19 protein-coding genes and 1 pseudogene are annotated in these 20,988 nt (G+C 40.6%); 6 read left to right on the top strand and 14 right to left on the bottom strand.

Features of this window, described 5'->3' with window-relative positions; translation table 11 throughout:
- Nucleotides 1–59: 59 nt before the first annotated feature.
- Complete coding sequence (locus ANSO36C_RS02190) at nucleotides 60–494, top strand: hypothetical protein (RefSeq protein WP_251958190.1); 435 nt, start codon at nucleotides 60–62, stop codon at nucleotides 492–494.
- A 65-nt stretch (nucleotides 495–559) separates the two neighbouring features.
- On the opposite strand, the gene ANSO36C_RS02185 is transcribed toward ANSO36C_RS02190, so the two are convergent.
- The 3 genes from ANSO36C_RS02185 to ANSO36C_RS02175 all read right to left on the bottom strand — a co-directional run bounded on the left by ANSO36C_RS02185 (nucleotide 560) and on the right by ANSO36C_RS02175 (nucleotide 3,783).
- Nucleotides 560–1,015, bottom strand: a complete 456-nt coding sequence (locus tag ANSO36C_RS02185) for an EVE domain-containing protein (RefSeq protein WP_251958189.1) — start codon at nucleotides 1,013–1,015, stop codon at nucleotides 560–562.
- A gap of 365 nt (nucleotides 1,016–1,380) precedes the next feature.
- Nucleotides 1,381–2,850: an NYN domain-containing protein gene (locus tag ANSO36C_RS02180; protein WP_251958188.1), complete on the bottom strand. Its 1,470-nt coding sequence runs from the start codon at nucleotides 2,848–2,850 to the stop codon at nucleotides 1,381–1,383.
- Between the two features lie 63 nt (nucleotides 2,851–2,913).
- Complete coding sequence (locus ANSO36C_RS02175; RefSeq protein WP_251958187.1) at nucleotides 2,914–3,783, bottom strand: M15 family metallopeptidase; 870 nt, start codon at nucleotides 3,781–3,783, stop codon at nucleotides 2,914–2,916.
- 545 nt (nucleotides 3,784–4,328) lie between these two features.
- On the opposite strand from ANSO36C_RS02175, the gene mnmG reads away from it, so the two are divergent.
- The 3 genes from mnmG to ANSO36C_RS02160 all read left to right on the top strand — a co-directional run bounded on the left by mnmG (nucleotide 4,329) and on the right by ANSO36C_RS02160 (nucleotide 7,991).
- Complete coding sequence (gene mnmG, locus ANSO36C_RS02170; protein WP_251960231.1) at nucleotides 4,329–6,251, top strand: tRNA uridine-5-carboxymethylaminomethyl(34) synthesis enzyme MnmG; 1,923 nt, start codon at nucleotides 4,329–4,331, stop codon at nucleotides 6,249–6,251.
- A 47-nt stretch (nucleotides 6,252–6,298) separates the two neighbouring features.
- Nucleotides 6,299–6,490 carry a hypothetical protein gene (locus tag ANSO36C_RS02165; protein ID WP_251958186.1) on the top strand — a complete coding sequence of 64 codons (192 nt, stop codon included), beginning with the start codon at nucleotides 6,299–6,301 and terminating at the stop codon, nucleotides 6,488–6,490.
- A 142-nt stretch (nucleotides 6,491–6,632) separates the two neighbouring features.
- Nucleotides 6,633–7,991, top strand: a complete 1,359-nt coding sequence (locus ANSO36C_RS02160; protein WP_251958185.1) for a hypothetical protein — start codon at nucleotides 6,633–6,635, stop codon at nucleotides 7,989–7,991.
- 19 nt (nucleotides 7,992–8,010) lie between these two features.
- Here ANSO36C_RS02160 and ANSO36C_RS02155 read toward each other — a convergent pair whose 3' ends face one another.
- From ANSO36C_RS02155 to ANSO36C_RS02125, 7 genes and pseudogenes are all read right to left on the bottom strand, one after another.
- Entirely contained in the window at nucleotides 8,011–9,576 is a 1,566-nt protein-coding gene (locus ANSO36C_RS02155) for a glucosaminidase domain-containing protein (protein WP_251958184.1), read from the bottom strand.
- A 280-nt stretch (nucleotides 9,577–9,856) separates the two neighbouring features.
- Nucleotides 9,857–10,621, bottom strand: a complete 765-nt coding sequence (locus ANSO36C_RS02150) for an N-acetylmuramoyl-L-alanine amidase (RefSeq protein WP_251958183.1) — start codon at nucleotides 10,619–10,621, stop codon at nucleotides 9,857–9,859.
- A 403-nt stretch (nucleotides 10,622–11,024) separates the two neighbouring features.
- Complete coding sequence (locus ANSO36C_RS02145; RefSeq protein WP_251958182.1) at nucleotides 11,025–11,645, bottom strand: hypothetical protein; 621 nt, start codon at nucleotides 11,643–11,645, stop codon at nucleotides 11,025–11,027.
- A gap of 33 nt (nucleotides 11,646–11,678) precedes the next feature.
- Nucleotides 11,679–13,043, bottom strand: a complete 1,365-nt coding sequence (gene miaB / locus ANSO36C_RS02140) for a tRNA (N6-isopentenyl adenosine(37)-C2)-methylthiotransferase MiaB (RefSeq protein ID WP_251958181.1) — start codon at nucleotides 13,041–13,043, stop codon at nucleotides 11,679–11,681.
- Between the two features lie 103 nt (nucleotides 13,044–13,146).
- Nucleotides 13,147–13,710, bottom strand: a complete 564-nt coding sequence (locus tag ANSO36C_RS02135; protein ID WP_251958180.1) for a retropepsin-like aspartic protease family protein — start codon at nucleotides 13,708–13,710, stop codon at nucleotides 13,147–13,149.
- Nucleotides 13,711–14,424: 714 nt separating this feature from the next.
- A pseudogene (locus tag ANSO36C_RS02130) lies at nucleotides 14,425–14,580 on the bottom strand (IS4 family transposase); the annotation flags it as partial.
- Nucleotides 14,581–14,742: 162 nt separating this feature from the next.
- Entirely contained in the window at nucleotides 14,743–15,321 is a 579-nt protein-coding gene (locus ANSO36C_RS02125) for an NADPH-dependent FMN reductase (RefSeq protein WP_251958179.1), read from the bottom strand.
- Between the two features lie 227 nt (nucleotides 15,322–15,548).
- Between ANSO36C_RS02125 and ANSO36C_RS02120 the strand changes: the two genes are divergently transcribed.
- Both ANSO36C_RS02120 and ANSO36C_RS02115 read left to right on the top strand, forming a co-directional pair.
- Complete coding sequence (locus ANSO36C_RS02120; RefSeq protein WP_251958178.1) at nucleotides 15,549–15,791, top strand: AbrB/MazE/SpoVT family DNA-binding domain-containing protein; 243 nt, start codon at nucleotides 15,549–15,551, stop codon at nucleotides 15,789–15,791.
- The gene (locus ANSO36C_RS02115; RefSeq protein WP_251958177.1) at nucleotides 15,785–16,228 is read left to right on the top strand and encodes a type II toxin-antitoxin system PemK/MazF family toxin; all 444 of its coding nucleotides are present in this window, start codon (nucleotides 15,785–15,787) and stop codon (nucleotides 16,226–16,228) included. The genes ANSO36C_RS02120 and ANSO36C_RS02115 overlap by 7 nt, the downstream gene beginning before the upstream one ends.
- A gap of 80 nt (nucleotides 16,229–16,308) precedes the next feature.
- Here ANSO36C_RS02115 and ANSO36C_RS02110 read toward each other — a convergent pair whose 3' ends face one another.
- The 4 genes from ANSO36C_RS02110 to ANSO36C_RS02095 all read right to left on the bottom strand — a co-directional run bounded on the left by ANSO36C_RS02110 (nucleotide 16,309) and on the right by ANSO36C_RS02095 (nucleotide 20,734).
- Nucleotides 16,309–17,043, bottom strand: a complete 735-nt coding sequence (locus ANSO36C_RS02110) for an amino acid ABC transporter ATP-binding protein (protein WP_251958176.1) — start codon at nucleotides 17,041–17,043, stop codon at nucleotides 16,309–16,311.
- Entirely contained in the window at nucleotides 17,036–18,526 is a 1,491-nt protein-coding gene (locus tag ANSO36C_RS02105; RefSeq protein ID WP_251958175.1) for an ABC transporter permease subunit, read from the bottom strand. The genes ANSO36C_RS02110 and ANSO36C_RS02105 overlap by 8 nt, the downstream gene beginning before the upstream one ends.
- Before the next feature lie 328 nt (nucleotides 18,527–18,854).
- Nucleotides 18,855–19,835, bottom strand: a complete 981-nt coding sequence (locus ANSO36C_RS02100; protein WP_251958174.1) for a 2-dehydropantoate 2-reductase — start codon at nucleotides 19,833–19,835, stop codon at nucleotides 18,855–18,857.
- A 23-nt stretch (nucleotides 19,836–19,858) separates the two neighbouring features.
- Complete coding sequence (locus ANSO36C_RS02095) at nucleotides 19,859–20,734, bottom strand: inositol monophosphatase family protein (RefSeq protein WP_251958173.1); 876 nt, start codon at nucleotides 20,732–20,734, stop codon at nucleotides 19,859–19,861.
- Nucleotides 20,735–20,988: the final 254 nt, after the last annotated feature.

Raw genomic sequence — 20,988 nt, 5'->3', positions numbered from 1 at the left:
TGGTGGATTCTGCACTTTTAGTTACAAGTTTCAATTCATTACTCAGGATTTCTTAAACGATGGAACGTGGTCTTTTGTGGTTGCCCCTGTTAGTAATGTTTTTCTGGTTGGCTTGGCAAGGTTCGAGGGAGTATCAAAAAGTTGAAGCCTATCGCACCTGGGCAGAGCAATTTGAACGGGCTAAGTATGATATTTATGCTGTACTAGGTCAAAAAGGCAACAATATAACTTGGGGTAAACCCACGCCTAAAGGGCCTATTAAACTAGAAACATTCTCTTTGCTTGATGTGAAACAAATACACTTATTGATAGATGACAAAGAAGTAGATATAGACAATATACCGGAAAAAGGTCGTTCTATAGAATTAGAATTTCTATTTTCCGAATCTACTGGCTCAGTGCGGGTTCCGTTTACAGAAATCCCTTTGGCGGCAGAATGGGGTAAATTTTTGCAGAGAGTATTGCAAGAGTTGCGATCGCAATCACAGGAGTAGTTATACTCAAATAGATGGACTGATAATTCGTAATTCGTAATTTTGAGTGCTGCTATGATTTTCAACTAGGAGATTTTCATCGCCAGAATCTTCAAAGCTACTGCTTCAGGGACAGGCATCACCGATAATCGATTTCCTTGTCTTACCAGCATCAGCTCTTCGGCGCTAAACTTCTCTTTAAGTATTGATAGCAAGATCGGGTTAGAAAAAGTCTCAACAAATTCTACTACAACTGTTTGCCACCGAGGAGATTCGGAACTTGATTTTGGATCGTAGTATTTACTTTCTGGCTCAAACTGAGTTGGGTCAGCAATATCTTTTTTTACCACACGCATTAAACCAGCAATGCCGGGAAAATTAGTGTTGGAATGATAGAAAAAAGCTAAGTCTCTTTCATGCATTTGGCGTAAAAAATTGCGAGCTTGATAATTGCGAACACCGTCCCAAATAGTCTCGCTCTGCCGTTGAAGGTCAACAATGCTATAGACTTCTGGTTCTGATTTCATTAGCCAATAATTCATCTAAACAAGTTATCGATATATTACAAGAGTATTTCAGACGAAGGTAATTATTTCAAGACTCTTTAGAGCAAGACATAGGAGCTTACTGTCATCTTTTAGATAAATTCCAAGCAAGGCACAACCCTCAACTATTGCCACGGCTCTGGCGGAGTATTCGACGGCTACAGCTTATTAGTGAGAAAAATTGCTGGAACGAGTCACAGAAAACCAGTGAACAATGCAGACATGGGTACACCACGCACCCATGAATTATTTGCACAAATTTGAGATGGTAAAAGCCGAAGAATCTCGAGTGTTAGGACAAATGGGGCAGGCAGTGGATCTCTACGAGCGCTCACTTCTAAATGTAAATTAAGTTTCAAGTCTCAATTTGATGCTTTAGAAGTTCTATTCGATAATCCATTAGAGCCTATAGTTAACATTTCTCTCAACATTAATTTGTTATTGTCAATCGATAGACAAATATCTGTTCCTTTAATAACTTTACTCAAAAAAACTGTTAAATTTTTACCGTGATTTTTTCTTTTTTGATCAAAGCATGGGATATTATTTCTCAATATTTTGTGAATTTCAGGTAAATGAATGCCACCTTTTTGCAGCTGACTTAATTGCCCAACATCCTTCTTCAAATCCTGCAAAGCTTTCTTAGTTACTACTAAAATATCATCATTTAATTGACTCTCGCTAGCTACTTCCTTAATTGGAATATCCTCTATTTTCGGTTGGGGAGTAGGTATAGGTATAAAGCAATCGCAAACAGACTTCAGAATACGATTAATTTGTCCTTCATAAGCACATCCGATTACAGTTTTTCCATATTCATGGAGCTTTTTAGCTAAAGCGGCGAATGCACCATCACCTGAGATAATAACAAAAACTTGCAATGTAGGACGGCTTTGAGCTAATTCCATAACATCAATTGCCAATTGCATATCTGCTGCGTTTCGTTTGTGACTATAATCAAAAATTTGAATTGCTTCAATACCAAGCTCTTGAATTTCATTCTTTAGTAGTCTTAATCGAGAATCACTCCAGTCAGCATAAGCACATTGGATAGCAATTTTATTAACTAGGGTAGTTTTTTCTAAATTGGTTTGAATTTGCTTGAGAGAGAAATTTAACAATGGGTTACTTCTACCCATTGTTAAATTTTCGATATCATAAAAGATAGCTGTATTGAATTGCTCAGTGTTGGATGAAACATTCGCCGTGTTAGCAAACTTTTCTAAACGCATCTGGCGCTGTTTTAAATCTTGAAACTCAGCTATTAAAGATATTGTTTCATGCGCTGAATCGGAACTAGATACTTCTTGTTTTAGCTGCGTAATTCTTGTTCTTAAATCATTAAATTGTAGCTTTGCTTCCTGTAATTCCTGCTGTAGTTGCTCAGTTACTATATTGATTTGATTTTGAGTTTGCACAGTTTTCTCACGCAGTTTGCCAAGAGTTTTGGAGAGTATATTTTGGCGTTGCTGATAAGCTTTTACTAAAGCTTGCTGGGCAATATTCCATTCTTTAGGAAAATCTTCACGGATACACACTTGTAAAACTGCTTCATAACCTGCGATCGCAATTTCCAAATTACTCGCAGGGTTTCCTTGTTCAAAGCCTTGAATAATGGTACTCAGCTTGATAATGACTCCAACTATATTAGTAGCATTGGCAGGTTCTTTCGCAAAGCGATCGCTTACCCATTTTCGCAACATTAAAGCTAAATTATCATTGAGTTTACTTAAGTTCTGTTGCAAAAATGGAGATATTTCTTGATTTTGATAAGTTGCTCTTAATAAATCAATCAGGAAGGTTTGCTCCTGGTTAGCAGTTTCATTTGGCATAGCTAAATCCCTGACAATACATATTTTATATTAGTATTCCCAAGTTTTCATGCTATCTAACAATCATAGTGGCGTAGTCCAATAAGTAATACCTCGAATAGCTTTTTTCTTAAAACCAAACAGAGGTAAACTTTCTTCAGATAAACCTACATAAGTCCAATGTGGCATATCGTTTTCTACAGTTTGAAACCAACCATTTTGATTAAGAGCTTTTCTTTGTTCTTTACTGCCAACGCGTAAATCAATGGCTAATCCCCAGAGATGTTGTGAAGTTCCTGGAGGTGCAACTAGACCAAGAATTTTTGTTTCTTTACCCTGTTGAACTTTTGCTAAAACTTGATTATTAGCATATTTATGCCAAAATCTTAAATTGGTGTTGAAAGTGCGAGTACAATCACCAGAACCATAACCAGATTTTAGCGGAATCTGTTGCTGGATTCGTGCTTTATTCAAAGCATCAGCAGCCGATTTTTGTAAGTAACAGTCGTTAGTGCCATCAACATGACCCATTGTTAAACCAGCTTGAAAATCTTGGGTTTCTTGTTCATTAGTAAAGATATTTCTTGGCGGTAGTTTAATTCCAATATCTGGATTTACGAATACTGCGCCATACATCCGCAGCAAAATATATTCATAAGTACCAAGCTGGGGAATTGTGGATAAATTTCTAGCGATCGCAGATAAAAAACGCTGTTGAGCATTTAATTTTGTATCAGGAATAAATGGGTCTAATTTTATATTTTTAGAGGTATCTGTACAAGGTAATGAATCAGTAATCAAGCATCCGTTTAATGGTTGGGCAGTTATAGCAATTTTGTGGTTAGTAATTTCATTGCTAGCTACTAAAACAAAAATCATCAAGATAACTATAATGATGAAAGTTGCTTTTCTAAGAAATTTGGTAATATTTTTCTTCTTGATGCTGAGTTTCATTTTTAAATAATTTCTTAGTTAATTCAAGAATAAAATCAATAAGCTTTTGGCAAATATCTGTTATTTATGGTTTAGCAGACAGATAATTAATCGAAGTAAAATTATCTAAACAGAATTCAGGAGTCAGGAGTCAGAATTCAGTATTAATTCTGTACGAGTGGTGGATAGCGTAGCGTTAGCGAGTATTCGAGCGTCGCGTCTGAACAAACGGGTTTAAAACCCCACCAAATTGAAAATTTGGTGGTCTTAAATCAGTGGTGGGTCTGCATCCCCCACTGATTTATTCTGACTCCTGAATTCTGACTTCTGAATTCTTCTTCAATTTTGTAGATGTCCAATTTATATGAACAATAACTGTAATAAATAACCCGGAAATTCGTCACAAATTGTAAAAATATTATATTTTTGATTAAGGTTAAAAGGATAAACTTGCCTTTAATTGAGTCCTAGTAAATTTGATAGCTTTTTTATTAGAAAGATGCATCCATGAAATCACTGGAACAGTTAAAATTGAAAAGAACTCTAAGCTTGCCGATCCTGTAAGTATGACCATGCACAATTCCGTTGAATTCCAAGACGCTTTTGATGTCATAGTCGTCGGTGCAGGTCACTCCGGTTGCGAAGCAGCTCTCGCCTCTGCACGCCTCGGTTGTCGTACCCTGCTATTGACGCTCAACTTGGATAAAATCGCTTGGCAACCTTGTAACCCAGCAGTGGGTGGCCCAGCCAAATCTCAGTTGACCCATGAGGTAGATGCACTCGGCGGAGAAATTGGTAAAGTCGCAGACCGCACCTACCTGCAAAAACGTATCCTCAACTCTTCACGGGGTCCTGCTGTTTGGGCATTACGCGCCCAGACGGACAAGCGCGAATATGCAGCGGTGATGAAAAATATTGTTGAGAATCAAGAAAACTTGACAATCCGCGAAAGTATGACAACAGACTTGGTGCTGGGTGCTAATGGTGAAGTCATCGGCGTTGAAACTTATTTTGGTGTCGGGTTCCAATGTAAAGCAGTCATCTTGACAACTGGCACCTTCCTGGGAGGGAAAATCTGGGTTGGTAACAAATCAATGCCAGCCGGACGTGCTGGGGAATTTGCAGCTGAGGGATTGACACAAACACTAAATCGCCTGGGATTTGAAACCGGCAGACTTAAAACTGGAACTCCAGCAAGAGTAGACAAGCGATCGGTGGATTATAGTAAAATGCTAATCCAGCCAGGGGATGAAGATGTGCGCTGGTTCAGTTTTGACCCGGATGTGTGGGTAGAACGGGAACAAATGCCTTGCTACATTACCCGCACAACTGCCGAAACCCATCGCCTAATTCGGGAAAATTTGCACCTGTCGCCGGTTTATGGCGGTTGGGTGGAAGCTAAAGGGCCGCGCTATTGTCCCAGTATTGAAGATAAGATTGTGCGTTTCGCTGATAAGGAAAGCCATCAAATCTTTATTGAACCGGAAGGAAGAGATATACCCGAACTTTATATTCAAGGTTTTTCTACAGGGTTGCCAGAAAATTTGCAACTGCAAATGTTGCGGACTCTCCCCGGTTTGGAAAAATGTGTGATGCTGCGTCCGGCTTATGCTGTTGAATATGATTATTTACCTGCAACTCAGTGTTACCCCACACTGATGACTAAAAAGATTGCTGGACTATTTTGTGCTGGGCAGATTAACGGCACTACAGGTTATGAAGAAGCTGCTGCTCAAGGGCTGGTAGCGGGAATTAACGCAGCTCGATTTGTTCGTTCTCAAGAAATGATTGTCTTTGCCCGCGAGCAAAGTTACATTGGGACGCTAGTTGATGACTTGTGTACAAAAGACCTGCGGGAACCTTACCGGATGCTCACCAGTAGGTCAGAGTACCGATTGATATTGCGTTCTGACAACGCCGACCAGCGTTTGACACCTTTGGGACGGGAGATTGGTTTAATTGACGATCGCCGATGGGATATGTTTACCAAAAAACAGGGTAACATTACCACAGAAAAACAAAGATTGCAAGTCACACGAGTTAAAGAACATGATGAAATGGGAATAGCGATCGCATCTAATACCCAACAAGCAATTAAAGGTTCAATTACCCTCAACGACTTGCTGCGGCGGCCAGGATTCCATTACGTTGACCTTGATAGGTTTGGATTGGGAAACCCCGACCTCAACCGTGCCGAGAAAGAAGGCGCAGAAATTGAGATTAAGTATTCTGGCTATCTCGCTAGACAACAAAATCAAATTGATCAAATTGCCCGCCAAGCACACCGTCAGTTACCTGCGGATTTAGATTACACAACAATTGATACTCTTTCCAAAGAGGCACGGGAAAAATTGACCCACGTAAAACCACTTACTCTTGGTCAAGCTGCACGTATTGGTGGCGTAAACCCAGCAGATATTAATGCTTTATTATTATATCTAGAATTACGTAGAACCAATAACCAGCAACAGTTTCCGGCGTTAGCTTAACACCAAGTTCATAAAGACTGAGTATAGTAGTAAGAAGGGAGATTGGTATGATAGATGACATAAATATTACTACTGCCATCATCAACAATCCTCAGGTGAAAGTTGAGTTTAATACCAACGCTCAATCAACTCGTCTTAATAGGACGGGGATTGGATGTTTGATTATTCAGGAGGCAGGAGTAACCTACACGCAACTGTGTGGAATTGAAGCAAGAAGCTTTGTATCTCGCGGCACTTGAGGCTCAATACAATTCTTCTTTTAAACTGGGTAATGACCCAAAACTAAAATTTTGATTCATACTTCTTTCCTCCTGCCTCCTGCCTTCTCTGAATAATCGTAGGGGCGGCGTTTCCCCGTCCTAGCAACAACCCAGAACGTCTATGTTACAAGAAGCCAGCACCCGTCTCATAGTACCAGAACCATCAGAAGACTTAATCGCCAACGAGCCTTGGTCGATAGAAAACTATGCTGATGGCCTCATGGATGAACTCTTTGCCGATATCGACTACATTCTGGATGTTAGTGGTAATCTGCCTTCTCAAACTGTTAGGCACAGTAGTCAGAAAAAACCAAGCCAATCTGTTGCTGGGGTTTCTGCCCAAGCCCAACACCAATCGCCTCCAGAATACGTGCCTCCGCAAACGGTTACGATACCACAGATATTACCGAACACATTGAACCAGCCACTACAGTCGGTTGCTCAAGATAATCATAAGCAATTGAGTACCGTTTTATTTGACGGTGCCGCCGTTAAACCAGTTAGTAAAAAGCGTCAGAAAAGTAGTCCTGCTTTGGGCAAACTGCTGATTGTCGGAACAACTTTAGGCGTGGCGATCGCTGGTATGATCTACCTAGTACAGTCTGGAGTTGTGTATCTTTTAAATACCAAATTGCCTGAGTCAGCGCTTCTAATACAGCAACCGCAGTCACAGTTGCCTGTAAAAACAGAAATTGAGGCAGAGTTAGTTGACTATATGCTCCAAGCGCTGGCTGTTATAGACAAGCAAGGAGCAACGCCCCATCAAAAATCTTTCAGTCCTAGATTCTCCAGTCAGGCAAATACTAACCAAATAGCCGTTAGTAACGAACAAACAACTGCTAATCTACCAGCACTTCCACTTTTAGCTAGCAACAATACACTACCAGCCCCCAACCGTTCTGGAAACGTTGTTGAGCGCATTTATGTTCCCGTTTATCAAGCGCCGTCGCCAATGCGCTATGCCCTCCCAGCTATTCCTGGGACTCCCACACTTTTACCACAAGTTGCCAGTGTGTTAAAGGGATCTCAACCTAATGTTGTGAAAAATGCCCTGAATACAGTGCGACAAGCTGGCAAGCCTGTAACCGTCAATATGTTAGCTGCGGCTGTACGAGCCGAACTCCAACCTGTGGCAGCAAAAACTGCACCTATTACCGTGCGGCAAGCACCCAAGCCTCTGCCTGCCTTACCAGTAGTTCCATTACGTGCAGCACTCGCCCCATCAGAACCAACTATTACCCAAGAACAAGTATATCCACCAACTGCGATCGCAGAGGCTCCCAGTAATACCTTAGAGGGATTGCTAGAATTGGGCGACAAATCCGCCGCTTTGTTTAAAATCGATGGTGTGACTCGCCGCATAAATATGGGTGAAAGCATTGGCTCAAGCGGTTGGACACTAGTAGATGTCAGTAATGGCGAAGCTGTTATCCGCCGTAACGGTGAAGTGCGCTCGATTTACGCAGGGCAGAAATTGTAAAAGTTAAACTCACTAACAATTAACTCCTTACTGGTGGGTTAATTTCAAAATGAATGTGATTATCGTGACCACTCAGAGAAACACAAAGTCTCTCTTTAATTAGCTGTTGATCGTTGAAAAAGACTGCCCGTACCAGCTTTTGCTTACCAATAGACTTAAGAATAGCTCGTGCAGCATCTTGATCGTATTCAGAACTTGACCAAACAATGCCACCGAAATTTCCATTTTTTTTGGGTAAGTAAACATCGCACATCATGCCAGTTTCATGCCCTCTATGGTCAGGAGTATCGCCTCCATGAGGAAGGCTAACATCGTTAATTGCGAATCGAGCAGCTGTGGGGTAAGTTTTACGATAACTGTTTTGATAGTCTTGGGCAATTTTTTTGATCACATCAGCTAACCAGTGTGTTCCAAAATCGTGGTTATCTTGAGTGTCTTCTAGTTCACCGTTAACAAAACCATTATCAGGGTCGCTTTTTGGCATCAACTCCCACCGTGGTGCATTAGCTGCTTGCAACCATCGATGAGTTATTCCACCAACATCAACTCGACCATCACCATTAACAGTACTGCGGCCAGCAATAATTGATTGAAATAATTTGATCGCGTCAAATAATCCTCTGTCTCTGTCTGCACTGTTAGGATCGCCTACCCATCTGTAGCCTAGCTCATGCAATCGCGCTTTTATAGCCTTAACATCATCAGCTTTATTGACTCCGCCAATTCCTACACTACCACCGAGTTTAATTACCTTCGCTCCTGGTAAACTGGATGCTGTCGGTTGTTGAGTATTCTCGTCGTCTTTGTTATCGAAAGGAACAATAACTTTAATTTTGATCTCTAGAGTTTGATCATCAATGGCAATTATCATGCGGCGATCGCCTTCTTGTTTAAAGACGAAATCAAATTGCCATTTCCCATCCTCACTAATTGGTACACTTGCAGCCGGAAGTTGATTGTCGATCATAATCGACAAAAGTTTGCCACTGTCGGTTAAACGTGCTACGCCTTCAATCCGAAAATTTTGTCCTAATTCAACTTCTTTTGGAACACGAATTAACTGAAGTTGTTCCACTGAAGCAGGAATGACAACTCCACCCGCATTAGCCAGTAACTTTTGTGCCTCTGGAAGTAAGTCTACAACTTTACTAACATATTTAGGATCAGATGAATAGCCTTTACCCTGAAGAAAGCCAAGAAAGTTTTCTGGCGTATTGGTATGATCTTCTAAGCCTTTATAAGGAGAGCGAGTTAGAAATTTCCAATAACCAACAATAAAGGCATCAATATCTTGGAACTTACAGAATTCCACTTCTACTAGCTCAGAAGGAACTTTGATTTTTAAAGGTTCGGCAAACCCTTTCATATCAGGATTTCGCCATTTTAATCCGGCAAAATTGTTAGCATTGATAGCCAGTTCACTTTTACCTCTAGCAGACTCTAACAACCATTGAGCGAGGGTAACTTCTTTGAGAATTTGCCGATTTATCGCGGTAATTTTTGCACTTTCAACACCAACTTGTGTAAATATTGTTGCTAAATCTTTATTAAAATAGTTTTTGACTAAATCATCTAGTAATGACATAGCTTTGTCCTCTTAAAAGTATTTGTAGATGCCTAACTTCTTAGAAAAGTTGGGAATCTGGTCTAGATGTTATAGCACTTCTGAGTTGAGCGCAATACAGTTTTATATCATGTTGGACTTAATACTTATGTCATTGCGTACCGCCAAGGGCGGAACCCGCAGGGTACGGAGCGCGGTAATCCCAAACCTTTGCGATTGCTTCTCTTCTTAGGCTGCGCCAACGAGACGCTCCGCGAACATTCCACTTCGTTGCATTCGCAATGACATATTATATGATTATTTAATCTTTTTCCTTAACTTTACTATATCCAGCAAAAACAAAATGCTCATCTCTATTTCCTTTACTTTTATCAGGCCACTTAACCCAATAATGGTTTTCCTCAAAACGGACATCTAAAATTGGGTAACTGCCTGGCTCAATATCAATTAGAGAATCTTTTGGCAGTTCTGATGCCTGTTCTGTAGAAGGCTTTAAAACAGTTTGTGTTGTGATTTCCAAAATATAATCTTTATCAGATTTGGGTGCATCATCATCTGATTCACCAATTAATCCATCTTTAATTGCCTCTGCCATTTTTTCGGCATCAAAGCGATTCATATCATCCGTGGAGTCACAAAAACAGCATTCAATTAAAATAGCTGGCATTTGTGTATTCTTCAGAACAAAAAAGCCTGAATTTTTAACCTTTCTGTCATTAAATCCAAGTTTTAGAATCTCTTTTAAAACTGATTGAGCAATACCTTTTGATGTATTACTAATAGCGAAAATCTCTGTACCGTTAACTTTAGTGTTGAATTTATTAAAGTGAATCGAGACAAAGACGTTAACATTATTAACATTCGCTTTATTGACTCGCTGTCTTAGAGAATCATTTATATTGCTAGCACTTGTAGGAGTGCAATCAATAACGGTATGGCCTGCTGCTTTGAGTTTTTGTATCAGTCGCGTACCAACTGCTTTAGTTAAAACGTCTTCTTGTTTAATGCCTGTTGCTCCTGTATCGTGAGGAGGGCAATTGTGTCCAATATCAATACCAAATTTCATCGTGTTGATTTCCTTGTTCGTTTTTCCTAAATATATAAACAAGTTTTACCAGATAGATTCCTGATGAGACGGGAGAAATTTTCCCTTTAGGGACTTCCAGTTAAAAAAATATCCCATCCCTGCGGGACGCTTTGCCTTCGCGTAAGCGTACCCAGGGTACGTAGGGGCGCAAGCTTCATTGGTAGTCAACTTAACGAGAAAGCCAGTCTCAAACAAGCTTTTACATTGTCTCGTTCCCAGGCGGAAGCTGGGAATGCCATCTTAGAGGCTCCGCCTCTCTGACTTGCGGCAGAGCCGCGATGACGAGCATTTCCAGCCTCTGGCTGGAAACGAGATTTGATAATTTATTTTTTGCGAGTCCTTTGTTAATAAAAGATAATATTTGGCTGAACAATGCGATCGCTTAATAAATGTTTCGCCAAGCTTTCACTGTCGCTTTGCCAATTTCGCTATCAACACTTTGGCCTCCTTCCAAGATTAGTCTGATGGTTAAGTTCTGATCTGGAGCATTTTTCAAAGCAGTGGCTAATTCTTGACTGACAGCAAACGTGCCAGTTGACCCATCTAACTGAAAAACTTTTTCTCTGACCTTGAGCAAAAGTTTATCAACTTTTTTGGTAGTGACAAACCTAAGAAAGTCAGGTCTGAAAGATACATTACCTGCGGTGTAAAAAGAAGACCTTGCTTGACTCGAATTTAGTGTTACCAGTACTCGAATACTCGAAGGAGTCCACAAACTAATAACTTGCTTTGAACTCTCACGGTGCAAATTGCCACCTAAGGAGTTACGGTCAAAAACCGCAAGAAACTCTCCTTCAAAAGGGTCAACGATTTTCACGGGTTTCGACCAAGGCACATCCATATCAGGGGACAGTCCTGCTGATTTGACCACTGGCAAATCGCTTGATGTTTGGGCAAGACTAGCTACCTCTTGAACAGTGAAAGCAGCACAAAGTTGAGGGGAAAGTACAGCCAAACTAGCCCCAAAAAGAAGAACTGGAATCGTCTGCGGTAATTTGATCATAAATAAGTCAGGGGTATAATCTTCAACTAGTTTTTAGTGCAAAACGGTTTGCCTCACTTCAACTGGTTCACCTGTCAAGCTAAAGGGGCGAACTTCGGTAATTTTTACCTTCACCAACTGGCCTTTGAGTTCTTTGATGTTGCCGCTAAAAAAGGTCAAACGATTACCGCCAGTGCGTCCCATCACTTGGGTTTGATCTTTAGGATTTTGGTCTTCTACTAAAACTTCTTCAATGCGCCCAAAGTAACGTTGCGATCGCTCTGCTACTTTTGAGTTTCCTAAATGATTGAGCCGTTGCAAGCGATCGCTTTTAACTTCTTCACTCAGTTGATTGTCCCACAAAGCTGCGGGTGTCCCTGGACGCGGCGAATATGCTGCTGTATTCAACATATCAAAGCCAATATCTTCCACCAGTTTCAGAGTATTTTCAAACTGTGCTTCTGTCTCTCCAGGAAAACCAACAATCACATCGGCACTAATGGAGGCATCTGGCATATACCGCCGAATGGTATCGATAATCCGGCGATATTTCTCATGGGTATAACCCCGCGACATTGCCTTTAAAAGGTCATTATCTCCAGATTGAAAGGGAATGTGGAAGTGTTCGCACACTTTGGGCAACTCAGCACAAGCCTGAATTAATCTTTCAGTAAAATAACGGGGGTGGCTAGTAGCAAATCTTAGCCTTTCAATCCCCGGAACATCATGGACGTAATAAAGCAAATCTGTAAAGTTGTGCAGATGTCGGCCTTCTGGTGTCACTCCCGGTAAATCTCTGCCGTAAGCATCAATATTTTGACCGAGTAGAGTAATTTCTTTGTAACCTTGCCGTCCTAATTCTTCCATTTCAGCCCGGATAGCTGACGGCGTGCGAGATTGTTCGACACCTCGCACATTCGGAACCACGCAATAGGTACAGCGTTCGTTACAGCCGTAAATTACATTTACCCAAGCTGTTACTGTACTATCCCGTCGCGGCTGGGTGATATCTTCAATAATATGAACTGCCTCGGTTGCTACAACTTGGTTGCCTTCAAACACCGACTCCAACAAATCTTTCAGACGGTTGGCGTGTTGTGGCCCCATTACCAAGTCTAATTCTGGCACTCGCCGCAACAGCGCTTCCCCTTCTTGCTGGGCAACACAACCAGCAACGATGAGAGTTAAATCAGGCTGCTCATGTTTGCGCTTCGCTTGTCTGCCGAGGTAGGAATATACCTTTTGTTCAGCATTATCCCGAATTGTGCAGGTATTGTAGAGAATCACATCTGCATTATTCGGATCTTCGCACCACTCAAAGCCCATGTCTTCCAAAACGCCAGCCATGCGCTCTGAGTCAGCTTTATTCATCTGACAACCGAAAGTAGTAATGTGATATTGGCGTTTAGAAGTGGTCATGGGCAATTCTGCTGAATCAGCGTAATGTATGTAAGGTTTACTTCTATTCTATAACGCTGTTAACCTGCATCAGGGGTGTTCAGTGCTGAGTAGCTTTTAAGAATTAGCGGTGATGAAATTCGATCTCTTTCTCCAGAATCTTAATATCATAGCTGCCAAAAAAATCGTGGCCTAGTAAGCCGATGTTTGCTTTTGGTGCGATCGCTACTCGAAGATTATTGGCTGTAACTCCACCTACTGCAATATATTTTACCTTACTGGTTGGGAATTCTACTTGACTACCATCGGCAATTTGGGCTTGCATTGTACCTGTAGTTTGGAGTTCAAGTGTATTCGCCATATTGAGAGTAACAATGGTTTCACTAGCACCTGTATCTACGATCATTTCAAAGGTTTTTTTGTCGTTGAAGGTGACATCAATTACAGGAGTTCCACCAAAGCGCCGTTTGATTGGGACTCGAAAAACTTTCTTGTCTGAAGGTTCAGCTATTACATTTCCACAAAGCCTTTCTAACCCAACGGTTTTGCCAGAGGAAGTTATCATGTAACATCCTCCTGGATCGTCAGCTATTGCCCGATGAGAGAATGCTAAAAATATCAGCGTTGGCATGAGTGCGATGGCAGCTAAATTAACGGTCGTAATCCAACGCTTCCAAGCATTATTCATATTATATTTTTCTCCAATTTTGCTAATATTTTTTTAATAACTAAATTATTCATAATAACGTTTCAAATCCAGATTTTTAAAAGTCCTCTTGTTGTTAGCAAAAGGTTTGAGATCGCCCTAAATCCCCCTTGATAAGGGGGACTTTAATTCTAGTCCCCCTTATCAAGGGGGGTTAGGGGGGATAAACAAGTAGCTAAAATCACAGCTAACTACTTTTTAAACAACCTCTAAGATAAAAATGATCAAACCAAAAGCTATTTTCAATAAATATTTTATATTCGTTATTTTACTTCTATTTTCAGTCCTTTATTAAGTTAGCTTTTGATTTTTTAATCGGCACTGTAGTAGTTAATAAAATAAAATAAGTAATTCAGTCTTTAACACGATTTTACTTACAATAAATTTAAACTTAATACATTACTAGTTAATGCACACAAATATTGTATTTTTAATTTAGTTACTAAAGGTTTTTATTTATATGTCTCCCGAAGATGAAACTGCATATTACTCAATACATCTTACCTAGAATTACTAATTGATAAATTAAAGATTAGATAAAGACATGATAAAACTACTTATAGCAGATTAAATTTTGTCTGCTAAGAACTTAAATAGGATAAATTTTTAGCTTATACCATTTCACTTTAATAGTGATACAAATACCTTGGTAGGGGCACAACAATGTTCATTGGTGTCAACTTAAGAAGATAAAGCTCAAATTTGTTGAGTGTAAGCGTCTATCTCTCGATGACGCTTACGCCTGGTTTTGACTAATCCAAACAGCTTTTGACGTTCTACAAGATAAGGAACAGCCTCAGATGTATCACCACGGATAACAGCCTGAGAAAAATGGTATAAACCACGAAAAACCCGCTATATCTTTGTATTAATGATAGGTGTTCGTTATAGCGTTTCCCGGCCTAGTAAGATACACTCGTAGGGGCACGGCACTGCCGTGCCCCTACACCTTGCGATATAATGTTGTACTTCATCTGAATGGGAACCGCTATATTTACTGAACACCTGAAGAGTTTAATTTAGCTTCAGCAATATTTTTGTTAAGCCCTCGCCTAACTTTTCAATAGATTCTTGCTGTTTCGGATCTACTAACGTGCCATCAGGATTAAAGGCTTCATAAGCTTTGCTTACTGCTATTTGATCGGGAAGTACCAAAACTTTGATGTTTCCCAAAATAGAGCGCAGGTGAACCAAACCCCGCAAACCACCAAGAGCGCCTGGAGAAGCGCTCATAATAGTAGCAACCTTACCTGCAAAAGCAGCTAACGGCGCTTCATTTGGGGCTGGACGGGATGCCCAGTCAATGGCGTTCTTCAAAACTGGTGTGAGTGAACTGTTATATTCTGGCGAAGCAACCAGCAATCCTTGATGAGAAATTAGCAAGTCTTTAAAAGTGCGGGCATTGGCTGGTATTCCTTCTTGAGCTTCCAAATCTTCATCATACAAAGGTAGGGGCAAATCGCGGAGGTCTATATAAGTCACTTCTGCGCCTGCTGCCTGAGCGCCAGCCGCCGCGATTTTTACCAATTTTTTGTTGTAAGACTCAATCCGAGTGCTGCCTGCAAAGGCGAGGATCTTAGGTCTAGATGCCATAATTCTAGGATTGGATAGTTCAGCTGCATTATCCTGTTTTCAGGCGATCGCTATTTGCCACCTTTAAATTTTCTTTATATATTCCCTCTTAACGGGGGGTGTTGACACCCGCTAATAAAACCTGTATCTTCAAAGTATATACATAAGACAAGGTTTTAAAAGTGTTTCACTCCAAAAATCTAAAATTCGGGCGTGTAAATCACTAACAAAATATATTGGAGATAGCTATGACGACAGTTGTTGCTAAATGGGGAAATAGTTTAGCTATTCGGATTCCAAGAGCGGTAGCTGAACAAGCACATATAACTGAAGGAACAGGTATAGAGCTTAGTGTGCAAGGTGACAATATTATAATTACACCACGAAAAAGAAAAAAGTATACCCTTGATGAATTGCTTGAAGGTATGACTCCTGATAAATTTCATCCAGAATTTGAAACTGGAAATCCTGTGGGGAATGAGCATTGGTAGTCAATCAATACTTTCCCAAAAGAGGAGACATCATCAAATTAGAATTTGGATCAAAACAGCAGTTTACAGTTGATTCGATTCAGCGTGCATTTGCCCTTTACAACTCAGGAATGTCATTTGATGACATTGCTATGACATTGAACAATGAACTACAACAGGAAGGGCGGGAGCAAAGGGGCTACCGCCCTGCTCTTGTTATATCTCCAGTTCAATACAATCGAAGGGCTTCTTTAGTTTTAACGTGTCCTATAACCAGCAAGGCAAAAGGACTTAGTTTTGAAGTTCCACTTGTTGAAGGAATGCAAACAAAAGGAGTTGTGTTAGCTGACCAAATTAAATCATTCTCTTGGAAAAGTAGAAAGGCAAAATTTGTTGAAAGTGTTTCACAGGATTTAATAGAAGAAGTACAGGCAAAGCTCGAAACATTAATTTTATAAAACTAATTTTAAATAAAAAACGATCGCCCCGTTTTAGAAAAGTTTCAGGAATACAAAAAAAGCGTCGAATTCGTGATGTTTTAAAGCATTTTTTCCAAGAACTGCTTGGCGCGATCGCACTTAGGATTTTGGAAAAACTCGCCAGGAGTAGCATCTTCTGCTAAAATTCCCTGGTCGAGAAACATAATCCGATTGGCAACTTCTCTGGCAAACCCCATTTCATGAGTCACGATCGCCATTGTCATTCCAGATAATGCTAAAGCTTTCATCACTTCCAACACATCCTTAACCATTTCTGGATCTAGCGCAGAGGTGGGTTCATCAAACAAAATCATCTCTGGTTCCATTGCTAATGCCCGCGCGATCGCTACTCGCTGTTTCTGTCCCCCAGATAGTTTGGATGGGTACACAGACACTTTTGACTCTAAACCTACCTTAGCAAGCAATTCTAAACCATGTTCTTGTGCTTTTTGTTTGTTAATTCCTTTCACCTTTATCGGTGCATAAGTGACATTTTGCAGCACATTCATGTGGGGAAACAAATTAAAATGTTGAAATACCATCACCAACTGCTGGCGTACCCTAGCAATGTTTGCTTTAGGCTTGGTGATTTCTTGATCGTGAAAGTAGATTCTGCCTCTGGTGGGTTGTTCTAACAAGTTTATGCACCGCAAAAAGGTAGACTTACCTGAACCAGAAGGGCCTAATATAGCAACCACTTCTCCTTGATAAAACTCAGTGGAAATATCTTTGAGTACGTCGAGTTTGCCAAAGGATTTACACAAGAATTCTGTGCGAATTACTACATTATTCACTTTCCCGTAACCTCCTTTCTAAAGCAGATGCACCCAAGGTCATACCCATTACCAAAACATAGTAGATTAACCCTGCAAATAGCAGTGGTTCAAAATAAATATATTTATTTGCACCAACAATTTGGGCGCTGCGTAATATTTCCACCACGCCAATAGTTGACACTAGCGCGGAATCTTTAAGCAGCCCAATAGTTTCATTTACCAATGCGGGGAGAATGTTCTTCAATGCTTGGGGCAAAATCACATCCCACATCATCAACCAATAGGGAACACCCATAGACATCGCCGCTTCACTTTGCCCTTTATCCACCGCCTGAATTCCACCCCTGATGGTTTCCGACATATAAGCGCCAGAATTCAGGGTAAAAGTTAGCACCCCAGCCTGTAATGCGGAAATATCATAGCCTGTAAGCTGCGGTGTTGCGTAGTAAACCAATGCCAACTGTAATAACAAAGGTGTGCCTCGAAAAACAGAGGTGTAGGCGTTAGCAACCCAAGTAAGCGGTTTGATGCCGAGAATTTTTAATAGAGATAGTATTGTTCCCCAGATTAACCCCAAGGATACAGATAATAGCGTAAACAACAAAGTTAAAGGGATTCCCCGCAGAATAAAGGGAATGTCTGGAAGAATTCTGGTGAAATCGAGATTTAATCCACCTTTGGTAGGAGTTGAAGATGCAGAATTGGTGGTAATGTTTTGTGAAAACCATTTGGCGACAAGTTTATTTAATGTGCCATCGTCCTTCATTTGTTGAAGGACTTTGTTAAACGGTTCTACTAAGGAAGAACCTTTAGGAAAAGCGATCGCCGATCCACTTGCTTCCTCTGAGGGAATAACATTAAATTCTAAATCTGGGTTAGCTTGGGCAAATCCTTTAGCGACGGTATCCTCAATAATTGCGGCATCAATTCGCCCAGATTTGATTTCTTGAACGACTTCCGGCACTCTGTTGAGTTGCTTTAGCTGAATACCTGCAACTTTTTTAGCAATTTTCTGAGCATTTTGTTCTTGTATCGTTCCTAGTTGTACCCCAAGCTTTTTTCCTGATAAGTCTTGGGGTTGTTTCAGGTTACTACCTTTAGGAGCGACAATGGTATCTTTAGCTTCGTAATAAATAATTGAAAAATCAATATTTTTCTGACGTTCTGGAGTCGGAGTCATCCCAGCCATTACAAAGTCAGCCCGATTTGCTTGGAGTGCAGGAATTAACCCATTAAAATCAGATTCCATTATTTGAAGTTTAAACCCTAGTTTTTCAGCAAGGGTTTTGGCAATATCTATATCAAAGCCAACAATTTGGCGATCGCCTCCTTTAGTATCATAAAACTCATAAGGAGGATAATCTGGGGAAGTAATCAACGTCAGCGTGTCTTTACCTAAAGATGAGGCAGCTTTGAGAGAATTGCTATGTCCTGTGATGATGCTGATTCCTACTGCTGCTACAACCAGTATCGTTAATAGCCATCCTTTTTTTTTCTTCATAAAATATTCCGCACCTTAAACTGTTACATCAATCGAGCAAATAATACCTGTGATATCATGTCCGCTAAATGGCTATGGTGTACACACAAATCTTCTAAATATTTCTCCACATCTTGTCCTGCAATGCCATTGCATCGACTTGTTATGCCATTGCATCGACTTGTTATGCCATTGCATCGACTTGTTATGCCATTGCATCGACTTGTTATGCCATTGCATTGACTTGTTATGCTATTGCATCGACTTATTATGCTATTGCATCGACTTGACAAGTGGTAATTAATGCATGGTAAAGTCTCCGCTTAATCCCATGAAAACTTCAGAAGTGTCAAATTCTGACTTTAGTCGCTTCCAGCAGCTTAACGCTGGCATAAATAGTATCAATATAAGGTGTGGGAATTTGAGTGAGTTTTCCCAATTCTGCCACCGCGCCAACAATAGCGTCTATCTCGGTAGGGCGTCCGGCTTCAATATCTTGTAGCATTGAGGTTTTATGGGAACCAACGTTTTCTGCGCCATTAATTCGCTGTTCTAAAGTAATGCCAAACTTTATACCTAAAATTTCCGCGATCGCTTGAGTTTCTGTCATCATTTGCCGCGCTAGTTCACGGGTGAGGGGATAGCGGCAAATATCCTCTAGAGTAGCACCAGTTAAAGCACTGATGGGATTAAATGCCACATTTCCCCACAACTTGATCCAAATTTCCGTGCGAATTTGATTGCGGATTGGTGCTTTGAATCCTGCTTGTTTTAAAGTCTGTGCCAATAATTGGATGCGTTCTGTTTTACTGCCATCGATTTCACCAAGAGTAAAGCGATCGCCTTCAATATGCTTAATCACACCTGGTTCAATTATCTCAGTTGCTGGGTAAACAACGCAACCGATGGCACGGTCAGCACCGATACTAGCTTCAATAATGCCATTTGGGTCAACAGATTGAATCCGCGTACCTTCATACTCACTGCTATACTTGCGAAAGTACCACCAAGGAACGCCATTTTGGGCTGTCACCACCATCGTATCCGGGTTGTAGAGTGCAGGAGAAGAGGTGCGAATCGCTGGAACACTGTGAGCCTTTACAGTTAAAATTACTACATCTTGTGGCCCTGCTTCTTGAATATCGCTAGTTGCCAGAAATGGAGTAGCAATTTGACCAGAACCGTCTGCCATAAGCAACTTCAGCCCATTTTTTTGAATTGCCTCCAAATGAGAACCACGAGCAATTAGCGTCACTGTTTCACCTGCTAATGCCAGTTTTGCCCCTAAATATCCACCAATCGCACCCGCGCCAACAATACAAACTTTCATTTTGTCAAATTACTTATTATTTCTTACTCAGCACTTTTGAAGCTTTGCGTCGCTTTCAGCAGGTCTTGATGAACAGATTTTGAGGCAGCTACGAGCAATCCAGGCATACTATAGTTTTCACAAGTATGCAGTGGTGGTAAAGTCGAACCGTCTAGAGTAGTTACAATCCAGCCAGCCTCTTTTGCAATAAAAGCCAGTGCAGCACTATCAAGAAATTTACCCGATTTGATGACTGCTCCACTTAAATCGCCACTGAGAATACCATTGAGACTGGGAATTTCTATATCACTAGAGTAATCAGTCGCTATATCGATGACTTTATATCGATCTTTTAGTGAATCTGCGATCGCATTCATTCCCCATCCCAACAAAATTGCAGGTTTGGCGGATGTTATCTGTAATGGGGCACAAGCTTCTAAGGTCATTTCCAGTGTCCCTTTAAAAGCACCTCCACCTCGAAGGGCATAAAAATAAACGTTTTGGGCAGGAGAAATGGCAATTACTGCTTCAAACTCATCTGAATTTAGAATACTGAGAATAATTTGGTAATTAGAATGTCCATCCATGTAAAATTTCGTGCCATCAATTGGGTCGAGTGTGACTAAATAATCACCTTCTGAACCGAGGTTGGTAGCGCGAAAATACTTGGTGTTGTTAGAACTTTCATATTCTTCACCATAAAAGCGAATATCTGGGAAAGTCCCCAGTAGTACTACTTCTACTAGATTTTGAATAGCCACATCTGCATCAGTCAGTGCAGCACTAAAAAAGTTGCTTTCTTGTCCTTTAGCGGGAAGTGCAGCAATTTTTGGTTGAAGAAAATTAGCGTAGGCTGCTGCTACTTTCAGATGAGGAAGTAAAGTCTCTAAAATGAATCGAGTAGTTGGTGTTGTGGACATGACAGCAAACTCCTTTTAAAAATTAATCTATCGTTGGCAGAGACAATAGAATTCTATCTCTAGACAAAATTACGGTATCAATTTGAATGCAAAAATACCACTGTTGCTATATTACTTTCATCTGTATTGTCTCAAAGAGCCTATAGAAACATCACAATTTTTATCGTCAATTTAGGAGTTTAAAAAGATTTTTCATGGATAATCGTTAGCGCGATCGCCAATCTTCTAGAAGGTTCCCGTGTATTATACGGAAA

This window comes from Nostoc cf. commune SO-36, from assembly GCF_023734775.1.
GTDB classification, from domain to species: Bacteria; Cyanobacteriota; Cyanobacteriia; order Cyanobacteriales; family Nostocaceae; genus Nostoc; species Nostoc commune_A.
This window is presented reverse-complemented; position numbering and strand designations above follow the sequence as displayed.

Coding starts and splice junctions, on each gene's coding strand:
- ANSO36C_RS02150 (WP_251958183.1), bottom strand. CDS start 10,621: ATGAAATTTGGTATTGATATTGGACACAATTGCCCTCCTCACGATACA.
- mnmG (WP_251960231.1), top strand. CDS start 4,329: ATGACCATGCACAATTCCGTTGAATTCCAAGACGCTTTTGATGTCATA.
- ANSO36C_RS02135 (WP_251958180.1), bottom strand. CDS start 13,710: ATGAATAATGCTTGGAAGCGTTGGATTACGACCGTTAATTTAGCTGCC.
- ANSO36C_RS02190 (WP_251958190.1), top strand. CDS start 60: ATGGAACGTGGTCTTTTGTGGTTGCCCCTGTTAGTAATGTTTTTCTGG.
- ANSO36C_RS02185 (WP_251958189.1), bottom strand. CDS start 1,015: ATGAATTATTGGCTAATGAAATCAGAACCAGAAGTCTATAGCATTGTT.
- ANSO36C_RS02100 (WP_251958174.1), bottom strand. CDS start 19,835: ATGAAAGTTTGTATTGTTGGCGCGGGTGCGATTGGTGGATATTTAGGG.
- ANSO36C_RS02180 (WP_251958188.1), bottom strand. CDS start 2,850: ATGCCAAATGAAACTGCTAACCAGGAGCAAACCTTCCTGATTGATTTA.
- miaB (WP_251958181.1), bottom strand. CDS start 13,043: ATGACCACTTCTAAACGCCAATATCACATTACTACTTTCGGTTGTCAG.
- ANSO36C_RS02145 (WP_251958182.1), bottom strand. CDS start 11,645: ATGATCAAATTACCGCAGACGATTCCAGTTCTTCTTTTTGGGGCTAGT.
- ANSO36C_RS02155 (WP_251958184.1), bottom strand. CDS start 9,576: ATGTCATTACTAGATGATTTAGTCAAAAACTATTTTAATAAAGATTTA.
- ANSO36C_RS02125 (WP_251958179.1), bottom strand. CDS start 15,321: ATGGCATCTAGACCTAAGATCCTCGCCTTTGCAGGCAGCACTCGGATT.
- ANSO36C_RS02095 (WP_251958173.1), bottom strand. CDS start 20,734: ATGTCCACAACACCAACTACTCGATTCATTTTAGAGACTTTACTTCCT.
- ANSO36C_RS02160 (WP_251958185.1), top strand. CDS start 6,633: ATGTTACAAGAAGCCAGCACCCGTCTCATAGTACCAGAACCATCAGAA.
- ANSO36C_RS02120 (WP_251958178.1), top strand. CDS start 15,549: ATGACGACAGTTGTTGCTAAATGGGGAAATAGTTTAGCTATTCGGATT.
- ANSO36C_RS02105 (WP_251958175.1), bottom strand. CDS start 18,526: ATGAAGAAAAAAAAAGGATGGCTATTAACGATACTGGTTGTAGCAGCA.
- ANSO36C_RS02165 (WP_251958186.1), top strand. CDS start 6,299: ATGATAGATGACATAAATATTACTACTGCCATCATCAACAATCCTCAG.
- ANSO36C_RS02175 (WP_251958187.1), bottom strand. CDS start 3,783: ATGAAACTCAGCATCAAGAAGAAAAATATTACCAAATTTCTTAGAAAA.